The 14,720-nt window shown below is 47.7% G+C and carries 16 protein-coding genes; all 16 read left to right on the top strand.

All coding sequences use genetic code 11. The features are described 5' to 3' along the window. The first annotated feature begins 885 nt into the window (after positions 1-885). The 16 genes from AC27IB_RS17760 to AC27IB_RS17685 are packed head-to-tail and all read left to right on the top strand — an operon-like array spanning position 886 to position 14,712. Complete coding sequence (locus AC27IB_RS17760) at positions 886-1,941, top strand: GHMP family kinase ATP-binding protein (RefSeq protein ID WP_296044003.1); 1,056 nt, start codon at positions 886-888, stop codon at positions 1,939-1,941. A gap of 15 nt (positions 1,942-1,956) precedes the next feature. Then, positions 1,957-2,736 (top strand): glycosyltransferase family 2 protein, encoded by a 780-nt coding sequence (locus AC27IB_RS17755; protein ID WP_487122602.1) that lies wholly within the window; start codon positions 1,957-1,959, stop codon positions 2,734-2,736. Positions 2,737-2,754: 18 nt separating this feature from the next. Continuing rightward, positions 2,755-4,188 (top strand): class I adenylate-forming enzyme family protein, encoded by a 1,434-nt coding sequence (locus tag AC27IB_RS17750; protein ID WP_487122600.1) that lies wholly within the window; start codon positions 2,755-2,757, stop codon positions 4,186-4,188. Between the two features lie 12 nt (positions 4,189-4,200). After that, positions 4,201-4,788: a chorismate--pyruvate lyase family protein gene (locus tag AC27IB_RS17745; protein WP_487122598.1), complete on the top strand. Its 588-nt coding sequence runs from the start codon at positions 4,201-4,203 to the stop codon at positions 4,786-4,788. Between the two features lie 12 nt (positions 4,789-4,800). Beyond that, positions 4,801-5,049 (top strand): acyl carrier protein, encoded by a 249-nt coding sequence (locus AC27IB_RS17740; protein WP_296043997.1) that lies wholly within the window; start codon positions 4,801-4,803, stop codon positions 5,047-5,049. Further along, positions 5,042-5,623: a serine O-acetyltransferase gene (locus AC27IB_RS17735; protein ID WP_296043994.1), complete on the top strand. Its 582-nt coding sequence runs from the start codon at positions 5,042-5,044 to the stop codon at positions 5,621-5,623. Before AC27IB_RS17740 ends, AC27IB_RS17735 begins: the two co-directional genes overlap by 8 nt. A 39-nt stretch (positions 5,624-5,662) precedes the next feature. Further along, a complete protein-coding gene (locus AC27IB_RS17730) occupies positions 5,663-6,211 on the top strand; it encodes an LbetaH domain-containing protein (RefSeq protein ID WP_296043992.1) in 549 nt (182 codons plus the stop codon). Beyond that, a complete protein-coding gene (locus AC27IB_RS17725) occupies positions 6,212-7,060 on the top strand; it encodes a sulfotransferase domain-containing protein (RefSeq protein WP_296043990.1) in 849 nt (282 codons plus the stop codon). After that, positions 7,048-7,725 (top strand): hypothetical protein, encoded by a 678-nt coding sequence (locus AC27IB_RS17720; RefSeq protein WP_296043988.1) that lies wholly within the window; start codon positions 7,048-7,050, stop codon positions 7,723-7,725. The genes AC27IB_RS17725 and AC27IB_RS17720 overlap by 13 nt, the downstream gene beginning before the upstream one ends. Further along, complete coding sequence (locus AC27IB_RS17715) at positions 7,718-9,109, top strand: glycosyltransferase family 4 protein (RefSeq protein WP_296043986.1); 1,392 nt, start codon at positions 7,718-7,720, stop codon at positions 9,107-9,109. The genes AC27IB_RS17720 and AC27IB_RS17715 overlap by 8 nt, the downstream gene beginning before the upstream one ends. Continuing rightward, positions 9,099-9,686, top strand: a complete 588-nt coding sequence (locus AC27IB_RS17710; RefSeq protein WP_296043984.1) for a serine O-acetyltransferase — start codon at positions 9,099-9,101, stop codon at positions 9,684-9,686. The genes AC27IB_RS17715 and AC27IB_RS17710 overlap by 11 nt, the downstream gene beginning before the upstream one ends. Positions 9,687-9,698: 12 nt before the next feature. Continuing rightward, positions 9,699-10,442 (top strand): nucleotidyltransferase family protein, encoded by a 744-nt coding sequence (locus AC27IB_RS17705; RefSeq protein ID WP_296043981.1) that lies wholly within the window; start codon positions 9,699-9,701, stop codon positions 10,440-10,442. Further along, entirely contained in the window at positions 10,439-11,590 is a 1,152-nt protein-coding gene (locus tag AC27IB_RS17700; protein WP_296043979.1) for a beta-galactosidase, read from the top strand. Before AC27IB_RS17705 ends, AC27IB_RS17700 begins: the two co-directional genes overlap by 4 nt. 10 nt (positions 11,591-11,600) lie before the next feature. Continuing rightward, positions 11,601-12,209, top strand: coding sequence for a metal-dependent hydrolase (locus AC27IB_RS17695; RefSeq protein ID WP_296043977.1), 609 nt, complete (start codon positions 11,601-11,603; stop codon positions 12,207-12,209). 12 nt (positions 12,210-12,221) lie between these two features. Further along, entirely contained in the window at positions 12,222-13,379 is a 1,158-nt protein-coding gene (locus AC27IB_RS17690; protein WP_296043975.1) for an efflux RND transporter periplasmic adaptor subunit, read from the top strand. Further along, positions 13,369-14,712, top strand: coding sequence for a TolC family protein (locus AC27IB_RS17685; protein ID WP_296043972.1), 1,344 nt, complete (start codon positions 13,369-13,371; stop codon positions 14,710-14,712). Before AC27IB_RS17690 ends, AC27IB_RS17685 begins: the two co-directional genes overlap by 11 nt. Positions 14,713-14,720 lie beyond the last annotated feature (8 nt).

Below are 14,720 nucleotides of genomic sequence, written 5' to 3'. Positions count from 1 at the left end.
TACGCAGTACTTATCCGGGACCCCCTTCGTCCAACCGTAGAGTTAAAAAACCACCGAATACAGCGCTAATAAAACAAAGAACGTCATCCCGGAAAGCACAGAGTGCTTATCCGGGATCTCCCTCGTACAACCGTAGAGTTAAAAAACGCACCGAATACAGCGCTAATAAAACAAAGAACCGTCATCCCGGAAAGTACGCAGTACTTATCCGGGATCTCCCTCGTACAACCGTAGAGTTAAAAAGCGCACCGAATACAGCGCTAATAAAAGAAAGAACGTCATCCCGGAAAGCACGCAGTGCTTATCCGGGACCCCCATCGTGCAACCGTAGAGTTAAAAATAGAACTGTAGCGCTCACCAAAACAACACCGTCATCCCGGAAAGCACGCAGTACTTATCCGGGATCTCCATTGTACAATCGTAGAATCAATTAAAAGCGTAGTGAAGGGTGCGGTAAAGGGTGAGATCTAGCACTAAAGTACTAATTTTTCTGCTGACGAATCATGACAATGCTTGAGTGAGTCTGAACAATAAATGCCCTAGACTGAACTCTGTTGGTCATAAATGGTGCAATTTATAATTTTAAACCGTTAAGTTTTTTTACAGTTTGCGATTAAAGCGCTGTATTTACGGATAAACCTCACAATAAATTGTACTGGTATGTAAATTGCCTTAATCAGATAAAGGCTATCTGATTTTAAATCCAATAAATATATAAGAAGCCTAATAAGAGTAACTAGCGTCTTACAGTAGTCATTTTGTAGTAGTGACGTACGTCTACTCTCTTGCTTAAAACGCGGCAACTTAAAAATCAGATCATTTTTATACAATATTTCTGATTGGATGTTTGCGTCGGGATGCAATGAAGCACACTGGAGACGGAAGATGGAAATTTTTAGAGCAAGGGCCCCTCTGCGAATAAGTTTCGCTGGCGGTGGTACAGACGTTAACCCTTTTGCGTCAATGTATGGTGGTTTTGTACTGAATGCCACTATTAACAAGTATGCATATACAAGCATTGCATTGAATAATAGTGAGTCAATCACTGTTAATTCTTATGATTTTGATACGACAACCGAGTTTTGTAGTTCAACATTAAAAACTGACAATGTTAACGATTGTTTTGTTAAATCTGTTTATAAACATTTAGTTAGCAAACCTTTAGGGATGGAAGTCATTACCCATAATGATGCTCCTCCTGGATCGGGTCTTGGTTCCTCCTCCGCTATGATGGTATCTATCATCAGCGCATTTAAAGAATTAGAAAACCTGGTGATGAGTCCCTATGACGTGGCGCGTCTTGCCCATGACATTGAGCGCCAGGAGCTTCAGCAGCTAGGCGGCATGCAGGATCAGTACGCTGCGGCGTTTGGCGGCTTTAACTTTATGGAGTTCGACGGCGACAGCGTACTGGTTAATAGGCTGAAAATGGATCCCTGGGTCGTAAGAGAGTTGGAATACAATATGATTCTCGTTTACACCCAGAAATCCCGTCTTTCTTCCAATATCATCGAAGATCAAATCAGCAACGTGAAGGCTAAGAAGACAGACAATATCGAAGCCATGCATCAGATCAAGCAGCATGCTAATGATATGAAAAGGCTTTTGCTTAAAGGCCGTACTAATGAATTTGGTGAACTGCTGCACGAAGCCTGGCAGCAAAAAAAGCGTATGGCTGATTCAATCACCAATGAACATCTCGACGAACTCTACGAAGCAGCAAGGAATGCCGGTGCTATAGGCGGTAAAGTAAGTGGTGCCGGTGGCGGTGGCTTTATGATGTTTTACTGTGAAAACAATAGGAAACGTCAGGTTGTTGAGTCACTCGAGAGAATGGGCGCCAGAGTAGAAAGCTTCAAATTTGAATTAGACGGTGTTGAATCCTGGCGGAATATAAGAAAAGAGCAGCTCATTCGTGAGCGCTTGAATGTTGCTGTGTAGGGTAAGGATACCATTATGAACAGTGAAGCTACTACCGTTGCTTTGGATATGGAGGAGAGTGACACTCAGTGTGTTGCTGTCTCCAACGTTTTCGAGCTGCCAGAAAAATTATCGAGTGTTTCAATTATCTTTCCGGCCTATAACGAAGAAGAAAATATTGCCAATTCTATTAATCACGCTATTAAAGCATTTAGTAAGTATTTTCAGAACGTTACCGTGATTCCCGTAGATGACGGCGGGCACGATGCCACGGGCGAAATCATCGACAACATGGCCGCTAAAGATAGCCGGATTAAGCCAGTACATCATGAAGTTAATAAGGGCTATGGTGCTGCTTTACGGAGCGGTTTTAGCGCTGCGGAAAATGACTATATCTTTTTCTCAGACTCTGATGGCCAGTTTGATCTGGAAGAAATTACCTTACTCCTCGAACATATCGATCGCTTCGATATGGTGCTGGGCTACAGAGCACATCGTGCCGATCCCTTGCATCGAAAGCTGAATGCCTGGGCGTGGGGTAGCTTGGTAAGGCTGTTATTCCGCGTCAAAGTGAAAGACATTGACTGTGCATTTAAGCTTTTCCGCCGTGATATTTTCAATGAAATAAATCTTCAGGCGGGCGGAGCAATGGTCAATACCGAATTGTTAGCGTTGGCAAGAAAACGCGGTTTTAGTATGACCAACGTACCGGTATCACATTACCCCCGACAGCTTGGTGAACAAACCGGGGCGAACCCATTGGTAATAATCAGAGCTTTTGCAGAGCTGTTTAAGCTCTATGCAAAGATTTCCTAGGCTGGGTGGTAGTTAGTTATGGTTTATCAGCAGTTTTTAAACATAGTTGACGCATATGGCGATCGCGTTGCGCTTAGCGCAGGCGAAAAAACGGTTACTTATTCAGAGCTGAATTCACAAGCATCGCAACTCGCCGCTGCAATGGCTGCAAAGGGAGTAACCGTCGGCAGCACTGTAGCAACGGTTATCCCGAACAGTATCGAATTTTTTGTCGCTACCCTCGCGACGTTTCGGTTGGGCGCAACGCTGGTTCCACTCAATGTGAATTATACCGACTCAGAATTGTTCCAGTACATTGATAAGTCGGCAGCTATGGCCATTATTGGCGACGCTTCAAGTCAGCAAGCACGAATTGAATCACTGGGTTTAGCCGCTACGTATATAGACACTACTCCGGAACTGTCAGTTACCCTGCCTCGGGTTGCCACGTTTGAGGGCGAACAGCCAGCACTGCTGATGTTCTCCTCCGGCTCCACCGGTGGCTCTAAACAGGTAATGAGAACCTATTCGGCCTTACTGGCCGAGTGGAAATCGGAAGTCGAAACCTTCGAAATTACCCCTGACGACACCATCTTATGTACAGTGCCATTGCATCACACTCATGGTTTCGGCAACGTGTTACTGGCCGGTATTTTAAGTGGCGCCAAAATTGTGGTGACGCTAGGCGAGTTTAACCCCCGAAGTGTCGTAAAGGCGCTGGATAGTCATCAAATAAGCATTTATCCATCGGCAACGTTCATGGTCAAAATGCTCTCTGTTATGCGTCTTCGACAGCAGCCAGATTTAAGCCGCCTCAAGATTGTTTACACTGCAGGCGCGCCGCTAGAGGCCGAGGTAATAGACGCGTTTACCGCTACCTACGGAGTAAGCCCCCGCCAGCTTTATGGCTCCACTGAAACCGGGGCTGCAGCGGTGAATAAACTGGCAGCTCCTGCAAACAGTGTTGGGCAACCCATGGCCAACGTAAAAATTTTAATTGTTGATGAACAGGATAAACCGCTTTCCCAGGGCGAAGAAGGTGAGATAGTAGTGATCAGCCAGGCATCGGCAAAGGTCTATGTTGGTATGCCTGAACAAACTGCGAAAACCTTCCGGAATGGGCGATATTATACGGGAGACCTGGGCAGGTTTGACGAGCAGGGTAATTTATATGTAACCGGTCGGCGTAAGAAAATGATTAATGTGGCCGGGTTAAAAGTGGATCCTGCGGAGGTTGAATCGGTCATTCTGGCAATGGATGGCGTAAGTGAAGTCGTTGTTTTGGGTAAGAAAGACGGTGATTACGGCGAGAAAGTGAAAGCTGTCATCGTGCCCCTGGAAGCTGCTACAGAACGCGATGTGATAGACCATTGTAAAGCTCACCTCGCTGAATACAAATGGCCGAAAATCATAGAGTTTAGAAATGAAATTCCGAAGAGCCCGCTCGGAAAAATTTTACGAAAGTATTTATAAAGGAAAGCAATTATGTTGAAAGAGCACTTTAGAAGTCGCGGTTTCATAGAAGGGGGCATTGTCCACAATTGCGAAAAGGCGGCTATGGATATGGAGGCGCTTCCTCCATTCTTGCGCACCCTTTTGGTAACCGATGGCACAGTTACCAAAAGCCTTGAAGCTTTCTTCTGGGAAAATATTAAGGTTGAGATGCGCATGCAGGAGCAATGCTGGCTCACCCAGGACCTTCCCTTTATTAACGCCAAAACGGGCGAGCATGCTCTCAAGCGTGACGTTATTTTAAAAGGCGCGAAAACATCTGATATCTATGCGTATGCTACGTCCTACCTGCTTACGGGATTGCTCGACGATGAAGTAAAGCAGCAAATGCTGGGCGGTAAAATCGGTATTGGCGAATTATTACGTGAGATTGGCCTTGAAACCTACCGCGAAATCGTGGATTTCGGCCGCGAAGTGTTTAGCGCAAGCCTCAAGGAGGAGGGAGAGCCAGAGTACGTGGAAGCGATCTACAGAACCTATGTTATTAACATTGGCGGCAATCCGGCAATTCAGATCACTGAGCGATTCCCCATCCGCTTATTTCAGAAAAAAGCTATCTAGTCAGGAAGAATTATGAGCAGTAAAGCACAAATTATTGAGTCGTTACGGGAAACCCTTACCAAGGTAGTCAAAAAAGACTTTAGCGAAGTCGATGCCGATGAATCGCTTAACCTGGATTCTATCAACCGAATTTCGCTGATTGTCGAACTGGAGTGGGTTTACGATATTGAAATTGATTCGGACGGCCTCGACCCGGAAGTCTTCGACACACTCAATGCACTGGCTGGTTACATTGAAGGATTGGTGAACGAAAGTGTTTGATTTAATTTCTGCTGACCTGAAGTTTAAGCAGGATTGGTTCCTCAGCCAGAAAAGCTGGTTTGTGAAGAACATCAGGATCCTCCTTGAGCCTGGCACCATAGCGTCGATTGTATATCGGTACGGTAACTGGACCCGAACAGTAAGCCCTAATTTACTCAGGCTGCTGGTACGTATCCCCTATATTTTTGCAAAGGCCGTAGTGGTGACAGCCTTTGGTATTTATATCCCGTCAAAAGCCCGGATAGGCAAAGGTTTCACCATTCATAATTTCTCTGGAATTTTTATCAGCGAAGGTGAAATGGGCGAGAACGTGATTGTTTTTCAGGGCGTAACCATTGGCCATCTGAGAGGCCAGCCTGAGCCACCCAAGATTGGTAATAATGTGCTTATCGCAGCCGGAGCCAAGGTGCTTGGTAGTGTCACCATTGGCAACAATGTGGTGATCGGTGCTAATTCGGTGGTCATCAATGATGTACCGGATAACTGCACGGTAATGGGAAATCCGGCTCGAATAATTTCTCGTGAGACTAACTGGATGTCAGAAAAGTTAGCTGGCAAAGACGATAATTATTAACGCAGGACTCGTTCGGACCCGCACATAAGGTTCAAAGGGATGTTTAAAAAATTAAAAGTTGATGCCGGGCAACGTCGAGCCTGGGCCGCAGATGGTGGGCTCAATGGCAGTGGCGCAGGTCATTTTTTGAGTCGCACATGGTTAGCTACCTGTGTGTACCGATTTGGTCGTTATGCTAACGAAATCGACATTAAACCACTCAAAGTGGTGTGCAAGGTGCTGTATTACCCACTGTTTTTTATCACTCAGGGGATTACCGGGATAAGCGTTCAGGCCCACTGCAAAATAGAGCCTGGTCTGGTGCTTAATGGCACCGGAGGGTTGTTTATTTTGGCTGAAACCATCGGTGAAAATTTTGTGGTTGGCTCCGGGGTCACAGTGGGCAATGTGCGTGGCAGTAAAAACCTGCCGGTTATTGGCAGCAACGTGTGTATTGAACCCGGCGCTAAGATATTAGGCGAAGTGACTATTGGCGATAACGTGCTTATCAGAGCAAATAGCCTGGTGTTAACGGATATTCCCGAAAATACCATGGCCGTGGGAAACCCCGCGCGGATTAAACGAAAACCAGATGAGTCGGAGAGTTAGATGTCTCAGGAACAGTTTAAAGTTGACTTTATTGGCGTAGGATCCGGCAAATGTGGTTCTACCTGGCTGTACGAAAATATTATACAGCATCCCGAGGTGTTCAACGGCAATCCTAAAGAGATACATTATTTTGGTGATCTCTATGAACAACAGGATTTTACCTGGTACCGGGACTTGTTTGCGGGCTCAGAAGGTAAAATTAAAGGTGAGTTTTCGATCAGCTACATGTATCACCCTTTGGCCGCTGAACGCATATACGAGCATTTCCCTAACGCGAAGATTATCGCCATGGTTCGCGATCCGGTGGAAAGAACCTATTCCGATTACCAACACTTTATTCGCAAAGGCGATGTGAGTCGGGATTACCCTTTTTCTGAATACATCCGCGATCAGGATAAATTAAAGTTTGGTTATTACACCGATTACCTGGCGCCGTTTTACGAGCATTTTCCAAAAGGGAACATACTGGTATTGGTGCTGGAAGAAATGCAGCACGATTTGGCTGCATGCTACCGACAAATATTTGAATTTATTGGCGTAGAAAACATCGACTTTTTGCCTGAAGGCGTTGAGGAAAAGCGTAACCAGGGCGTGAATTACCGGTTTTTGAAATTAGAAAACGTGTTGGTAAGAACCTACCGTTTTATGGCTAAACGTGGCCTCACCGGGTTTGCTGAACGCTTGAAGCGTTCCGGCCTTGCGCAGTTTGTCAGAAAGTTAAATGCCAAATCAGAACCGCTACCCGAGATGGACTCAGCCAGCCGTCAGAAGCTTGTTGATTACTTTGCTGAGGAACAAACCCGGTTAGCTCAACTACTAGGCAGGGATACGCAAATATGGAATCGTTAAAACTGGATGGCGTTGTGTCCTTATTAAACCGGGTGCCTGCCTTGCGTCGCATGATTTTTCGAGGCCCTTCGGTGGCACTTTGTTCAATGGGGGGCGTAGGCTCAACGGCATTGGCCAGGCATATTGGTTCAATTGCCGATAAAACCGTGCGTGAACATGCTTATTCACCGGCAGTATACAACGACGAAACCCAAATCAAACTCGGTTATGTGTTTGGTAACCCTTATAACAGCGTACTGTCTGTTTTCCGTCGGGGCTATCAGTCAATGCATGCTAAAGCGATGAATGCTAACAGCCCAACTCCCGCAACAGACTTAAGAAATATGTCTATTGAGACTTATCTGGAGCGAGGTATCGATGAGTTTCATCTCGAGCGTCAACTCGATAACTGGCTGAATCCGGCGCTCACCAAACATCCGATAATCCTTATTAAGTACGAAGAACTCGCAACGTCAATTGATGACGTGTTGGCTTTCTTTGATTGTGCGAAGCCTTTTGAGGTGTGTACCCGCAAGTCATCCTGGCGCGATCAGCCGCCAGCTATAGTGGCAGGGTTAGAGAAAATGTACGGTGGCTTCAATGACAAAGTGAACGCAATGCCTGCGATCACGGTAATTGAGCCGCATCCGGTAGTTAACAAAGAAGTTGCAGTCAGTCATGGATGAATCCCGAAAACATAAAGTAGTGATGGTTGCGGCGTGCCCTTTTCCAGCTAACCACGGCTCGCCTGCATCCATCAGAGAAATGTCAGAAGCGTTAGTAGAACTGGGGCATGAGGTGCATATCCTGACCTATCCGATTCAGGAAAATATTCCGGTTGTCGGGCCAAAGATTCATCGCGTGTCATTTCCTTTCCTCAACAAGAATAAGGTGACTGTCGGACCAACACTGGAAAAGTTTGTCTACGATCCGCTAATGGTGTTCCGTTTGATTTGGATGATCTGGCGTTACAAGATTGATGTTATCCATGCCCACAATTATGAAGGCGCACTCATAGGCTGGCTGGCTAAAGTCGTTACCCGTCGTCCGATGCTGTACAACGCGGTCAACAATATGGTCGACGAACTGGTTACCTATGATTTTATCTGGTCGAAAAAGTTTGCCCTTAAACTAGCGGGTTTTCTGGATAAAACCATTCCTTTCATGGGCGACTATGTTACGGCGGTATCGGATTCGCTAAAGGCCTATCTGGTAAAGGTTGGTGTTAAGGCCGACAAAATCCAGGTACTGCCGGCAGGGGTTAATGCCAGTATGTTTTCAGCGCGCGACAAGCAGGCACTGAGAGAAAAATACCAGTACACCGAAGACCAGCAAATAGTGATTTACACCGGCAGTCTGGACAAGTTTCAGCGCATTGATTACTTGCTGGACGCCACCCATTTGCTCAAGCCAAGGTATCCAAACCTCAAGGTCATACTGGCGTCGAATATCGCCAATCAAAAGGATCTGGACAGCATTGAATCACAGATTCAGTCTCTGGATATTGCCGAAGTGGTAGACATTGTAAAAGGGCTGGAACTTGAAAAGTTACCCGATTATCTGGCGTTATCCGATGTAGCCACGCTGCCCCGAACGGATTGCCCCGGCCATCCGGTAAAAATTCTCAATTACATGTGTGGCAATATTCCCATCGCGGGCTTTACCGGCGCAGCGAAAGGCTTACACCATATGAAAACCGCAGTGCTGGCGGAAGATCACAATGTGGCAGAGTTTGCCGACTCAATTGCTATGTTACTGGATCAGCCGGACAAAGCGCAGTACGTTGCCGAGCAGGCGCGGTTAACGCTGGGAGAACTGTATGAATGGAAGGTTCTCGCACGAGGTATCGCTGTTATTTACGACATGCTGATAGAGCGCGACTTCGAAACCCGAAAGCCACTATTAAAACAATATATTCGGGATAGTTATCAGCCGAAATTCTGGGATAAGCGCCAACAGCAGTCGGCACCGGTGCCTCAGGAAATACTGGAACGTCGCAAGGGAGAACGTCGTCAGCAGCACACGCGAATCGACTTCATCGAGCGCCGGAGAGTCATTGATGCAGAATAGTCTATCGGGTTTTGATGCGTTAAGAATCGACCTGCGCCGCAAACGCCGCCACTACACGCGTATCGATAACTTTGTAAATAAATACATTAAGATGACACTACAGTGGGGCTCGTTAGCTGTAATGGTATATCGCTGCGAGCAGCAGCTTATGGCTTTGCGTATTCCTCTGCTTCGTTCATTGTTACTGATGTTGTTTCGAGGACTCTCGGTGCCGGTAAAACTGGCGACAGACTGCCGAATCAACCCCCGGGCTGATATCGATAAAGGACTGGTGCTGCATAACTTTGCGGGCATCGAACTTGACCCTCGCCGGGCAGGAACCAACCTTACGGTCAATCAAAATGTTTGCATTGGTGCGGATTACTACAAACGGGGCAAGCCTGTTCTGGGTAATAACGTGTTTGTGGGAGCCGGCGCTAAAATTCTCGGCGATATAGAAATTGGTAATAACGTGATGATTGCCGCCAATTCAGTGGTACTGACTTCAATTCCGGACAACTGCTCTGTGGTAGGTATTCCGGCCAAAATCGTCTCCCGGGGGGTCACCAGTGATTACCTTAATTTTGATGTTGAGTAACCGGAGGGGTCAATGAAAGTCATTATTCTTGCCGGCGGTTTAGGGACCCGGTTACGCAGTGTTGTCAGTGATGTGCCGAAACCTTTAGCTCCCATTCAGGGCACGCCCTATCTGGCGTATATGCTCAATGCTCTGTATGCCAAGGGGCTGCGCGAATTCATTTTATCGGTAGGGTATAAGTCTGCCCATTTTGAACAATTTATCGTCAGCCAGAAATCACGGCTGCCAGATTTATCGTTGGATCTGGTCGTTGAATCAGAACCTCTGGGGACTGGCGGTGCAATGCAGTTTTGTTTTAATACTCACCTGGATAATCGTTACCTGATATTCAATGGTGACAGCTATTGTGATTTTCCTCTGGCTGATCTGCTGGCGGCAGCAAATCAGCACAATATGGCCATGGTGGTGGCCAAAGTGGACAACATCAGTCGCTATGGCGAAGTTAGCTTGCGCGAAGATGGGTGTGTGCACGCTTTCCACGAGAAACAACCCGAAACCCGGCCAGGTTGGATTAATGCGGGCGTATATTGCCTGCCTGGTGATATTTTTGCTGATTATCATGGCCCGGATAGCTTCTCCTTTGAGCAGGCTATTATGCCCGGCTTACTGGCACAAGGCGTGGCTACTGTGGCGGCGGCGGGGCCGTTTATCGATATGGGGATCCCGGAAGATTATCAGCGACTGGCCGCAAGACCAGCACATTACTTCCCGGTTCTGCCGGCCTGTTCGCCGGCTGTTGCGGACAGCAATGTATGAAAATGGTATTTAGTCAACGTTCCGCCAACCGTCGACTGTACTGGTGTATTGCTGCACTGCTATTACTGGTATCCGCCTGTCATGGCAACAATATGCAATATCCAACAACCCAGCAGCCAGCCAGTGGTAATGCCCCGGTTGTTACTCACCCCCAACAGGATATTCCTGATCCAGCCAGTCAGAATATACCGTCTGTTTCTGCTCCGGCTGGGATTTTTGTCAGCTCCGGACCGACGGTAAGCGACCGCGTACTGGCACAAGAGCACGTTGCCGGAAACCTGATCAGAGTCGGCTGGGATCAGTTACAACCGGCGCCGGATAGCTACGATTTTTCTGCCATCGACAGCCTGATTAGCCAGGCCCGTCAGCATAATAAACAGGTGACGTTAAGCGTATTGAATGGGCCTCGCACTCCTCAATGGCTTTACGAACAAGGCGCGAAAGCCTTTTCCTACGAGTTTAAAACGCGCTATTCAGGCCGGGGGAACCGGCAGGAAACTATTCCTTTGCCCTGGGATCCCACTTATCTCACTTACTGGGGCAAACTGATTGCGTCTCTGGGCAAGCGCTATGCTGATAACCCGGTAATATCACTGGTACATATCACCCATGCCTCAAAAAATGGTTTTGAAATGCAGTTACCCGAAGAGCGGGTCGGGAGTCGTCCGGAAACCGCGGCTCAGGGGCCATGGCATGACGCTGGCTACACCGAAGATAAGCACGTGAAGGCCATCCAACAGGTCATTACAGATTTCGCCACGGCGTTTCCAAATACGCCCATCGATATTGAAATACACCCGGTGCTGGATTCTGTTGAACCTGCACGCCGGGTCTATGAATACGGTAAGACTCACTATGGTAAGCGATTTGGCTTGTTCTCTGCCTGGTGGAGCGGTAAGTCACAGCGCTGGAACGAAGCGCTTTACCCTATTTTGCAGAATGCCTGTGAGTTTTCGTTTTGTAATATTCAGATGATTGGCAATCAAACCCGACAACCCGAACGCTTGCTCAATGGCAGTTTGTTAAGTGCCATGCAGGAAGCCGAAGAACTGGGCGCAAAGTATTTCGAAGTATGGAGTGCCGATTTAGCAAACACCGCGCTTAAGCATGAAATAGCAACTTTTAGCAGCACCTTAAAACAGGATTAGAAGAGACGTTATGGCTAGTACACTTGGTCACGCATTATGTGGCATAGATTGTTTATTGGTTGGTCGACTGGTTAGCCCGAAGTGGGTTAGTCCACTCACCGTGGGATCGGTTTTCGCGGCGGTGTTCTTAGCGAATGCACCGGATCTCGATCTGCTGGTAGGGCCCCTACTGGGTAAGCATCACCACTATTTACACGGTCAGTTAACCCACTCAATTATGTTTGCTCTGCTCTGCGGCCTGACATTCTGGCTTATTGCCCGGATAACCGGTGTTGAAGAGCGTAAAGGGCGGGTGATGGCCACCATGGTGTCTGCCACCCTATTGAGCCATGTGTTCGTTGATTGGTTCACCGGGCCTAATCCCGGTATTAACCCCAGTTTTGGCATTGTTATTCTGTGGCCATTTAATATGGAGCGAATTCATGCACCCGTAACGCTTTTCCTTGGACCTAATCACGCATCGATGGCGGAGCTCCTATCGTTACATAACGTTTGGGTGATGACCCGGGAAACCCTGATTTTTGGCGGATTTGCACTGGCGCTCTGGTATTTCTCGCCAGCGCTCAGGCAGCAGATAAACGGCTTTTTAATGAGTCTGGTGCCAGCCAGATTAAAGTGAGTGGGATGAATTATGGCAGCAAATAACAGCGCTAACCAGAAAATAGAAAAACGCTTGTCCGTCACCTTATTGGTGGTATTGATTGTGGCGTTAGTGATCCTGGGAAACTGGGCGTTAAATATCATCTCAGCACACCTCAGTACTACCAGTGCCAGTTTTGCCAGGGATAACGACAAGCCCATACCGGTGAAGGTGATCGAAGTTGAAGCGGCACCGGTTAAAGCGACCCTGGTGACCCAGGCAACACTGGTGGAAAATCAGGAGCTGCCCATTTATCCGGGGTCGAATGCCATGGTCAGTGAAGTGCGTGTGCAGGTCGGTGATTTGGTTAAGAAAGGCGATGTGTTGGTGAGCTTTTATGAAGATCAGCTCAAAGCCAAAGTTGAGCTGGCTAAATCTGTTGCCGAGATTGCCGAAGAAGAGTACGAGGAGGCCCAGCGGAATTTTAGCCGGGTAGAATCACTGTTTGCTAAGAACCTGGTTGGTAAAGACGAGTTTACAAAAGCTACCCTGGCAGAAAAACAGGCCAAATCGAAGCTGATTAACAATCAGTATGAAGTGCAGAAAGCCGAATTTGAGTATTCACAGGTTCAGTTAAAAGCGCCGGTAGGTGGCGTGGTAACAACGGTGTCAGCATTCGAAAATACTCAGGTGCGTATGACTATGCCAATCATTACGCTGAGTGTGACTAATCCTATCTATGTAGAAGCCAAAGTGGCTCAGCGTTATTTTGGTGAGTTGTCGCTGGGGCAGCCAGTGAGCGTGTCTTTAGATGCCTTTCCGGAACGGACTATTACTGCGGAAATTCTGCGCTTGGGTTATGAAGTTGACCGGATCAGCGATACGGTCTCTGTTTATGCCAAAGTTGATAACCCTGATCTGATTTTGCGCCCCGGAATGGGCGGCATTGCTACCATCGAATTAGCCAGTGGCTCTGCGGATACCCTCAGAATCCCGGCCATTGCTCTGCTTGGCAGTAATGGTCGCAGTGGCTTTGTATTTGTTATCGACAAATCCCAAAAAGCACATCTTAAAGAAGTATCCATTATTGGTTACGAGCAGGGCTATGTCGGTATTCGCTCGGGATTGAACCCACGCGATCGCATCGTGGTGGTAGGCCAGCAAGCCCTTAAAGAGGGAGACAGTGTGGAGATGGGTAATGCGAGCTAAGTATTTATTATTATTCATTAGCTGTCTGTCGATTAAAGCGTTGGCTGCCGTGCCGGTTAACAGTTACGAGCAGTTGATTGACATGTCATGCAAAGCCCATGATATGACAGCGAATGTCCGGTTACAGTTAGACGCTGCCAGGCAGCGGGTAGAGAATGCCGAGTTAAACAAATGGATGCCCGACGTGACCGTAGGACTGGACGTCTACGCCGCAAAAGGTCAGCCCACCAGCTTCTTTGCGGTTCAGGAAGGCACGGTGCAGGACCCTGAACAACCTAACTTTTATTCAAAAGGCGAAGCCTGGCAAGGCAAGGTTGATATGAACTGGGGGCTTTATGAAGAAGGGAAATGGTTGGGTGAATCTGCACTGGCCAATTCGGAAGCTGAGTCTGAGCTGTCGGTTGCCCGCTCTCAATTGAGCACCGCTCACCGAGAAGCGCTGACGTTAGTAAGCCAGTATTACTTTAATATTATGATGTACAGCGCCCAGCGGGACGTTTTGCTGCCTTTAGTTGAAAAACGGCTGCAGCAGTTGGATGACATGAAAACCAAAGTAGAGGCCGGGGTGAGCACTACCGACGACCTCTACACTGCCAGTGCAGCCTATGCCAGTCTTAAGGACCAACTTGACGATGCTATTCGCCAGCGAGAGGTCAATTATCAGTTTTTACTGCTTATGTTGCAGCGCGATGTTGAGTTATTAAATGCACAACCTCAGCAGAGCTTTAAAGAGTTAGCGGCTATTACCGAGCGGCGCTTGCAAATGAATGACCTCGACCGGTTGGTGTCGGCGCATCCGGATATTGCATTGCTGGAGTCGAAACTGGCGCTCGAAAAGGACAAGCTCGACGCCCAGTATGGCAAGCTGAAACCCTCCCTTGGCCTGTACGTAAAATTACGTACCGGGGATAACTTTGGCAATGCACTACGCAAAGATTACAGTGAAATAGGCTTAACCATAGAGTACCCACTCGGCGCCGTTGCCAGTAATTACGGAGAGTCGAAGGCGCTGAGAAAAACGGTTACGGCTATTGATTCAGAGCTGGACTACCTGCGCAAAATAAAGCGCCTGCAGGCGGCCAACATTGCCGGCGATTTGGCCAGCTCGAAAAGCAAAATTGAGGTTGCCAGACTGGAATTAACCCGTCGCGAGCAAATGCTGACCAGCGAAAACGAGAGGGTTGAGAACGGCCTGTCGGGACTTGATGAACTGGTACAGGCAGAAGACGACAAGATTACTGCACAGCTGAATCTACTCGCCGCCTACAATCAGGCGTGGATGCAATATGCCGATGCGTCGTTGTTCAGCAATCAAACCTGTCGGTCTGAGTGAGATAAGTG

It is taken from the genome of Alteromonas sp. 4NH20-0104 (assembly GCF_057547795.1).
This window is presented reverse-complemented; position numbering and strand designations above follow the sequence as displayed.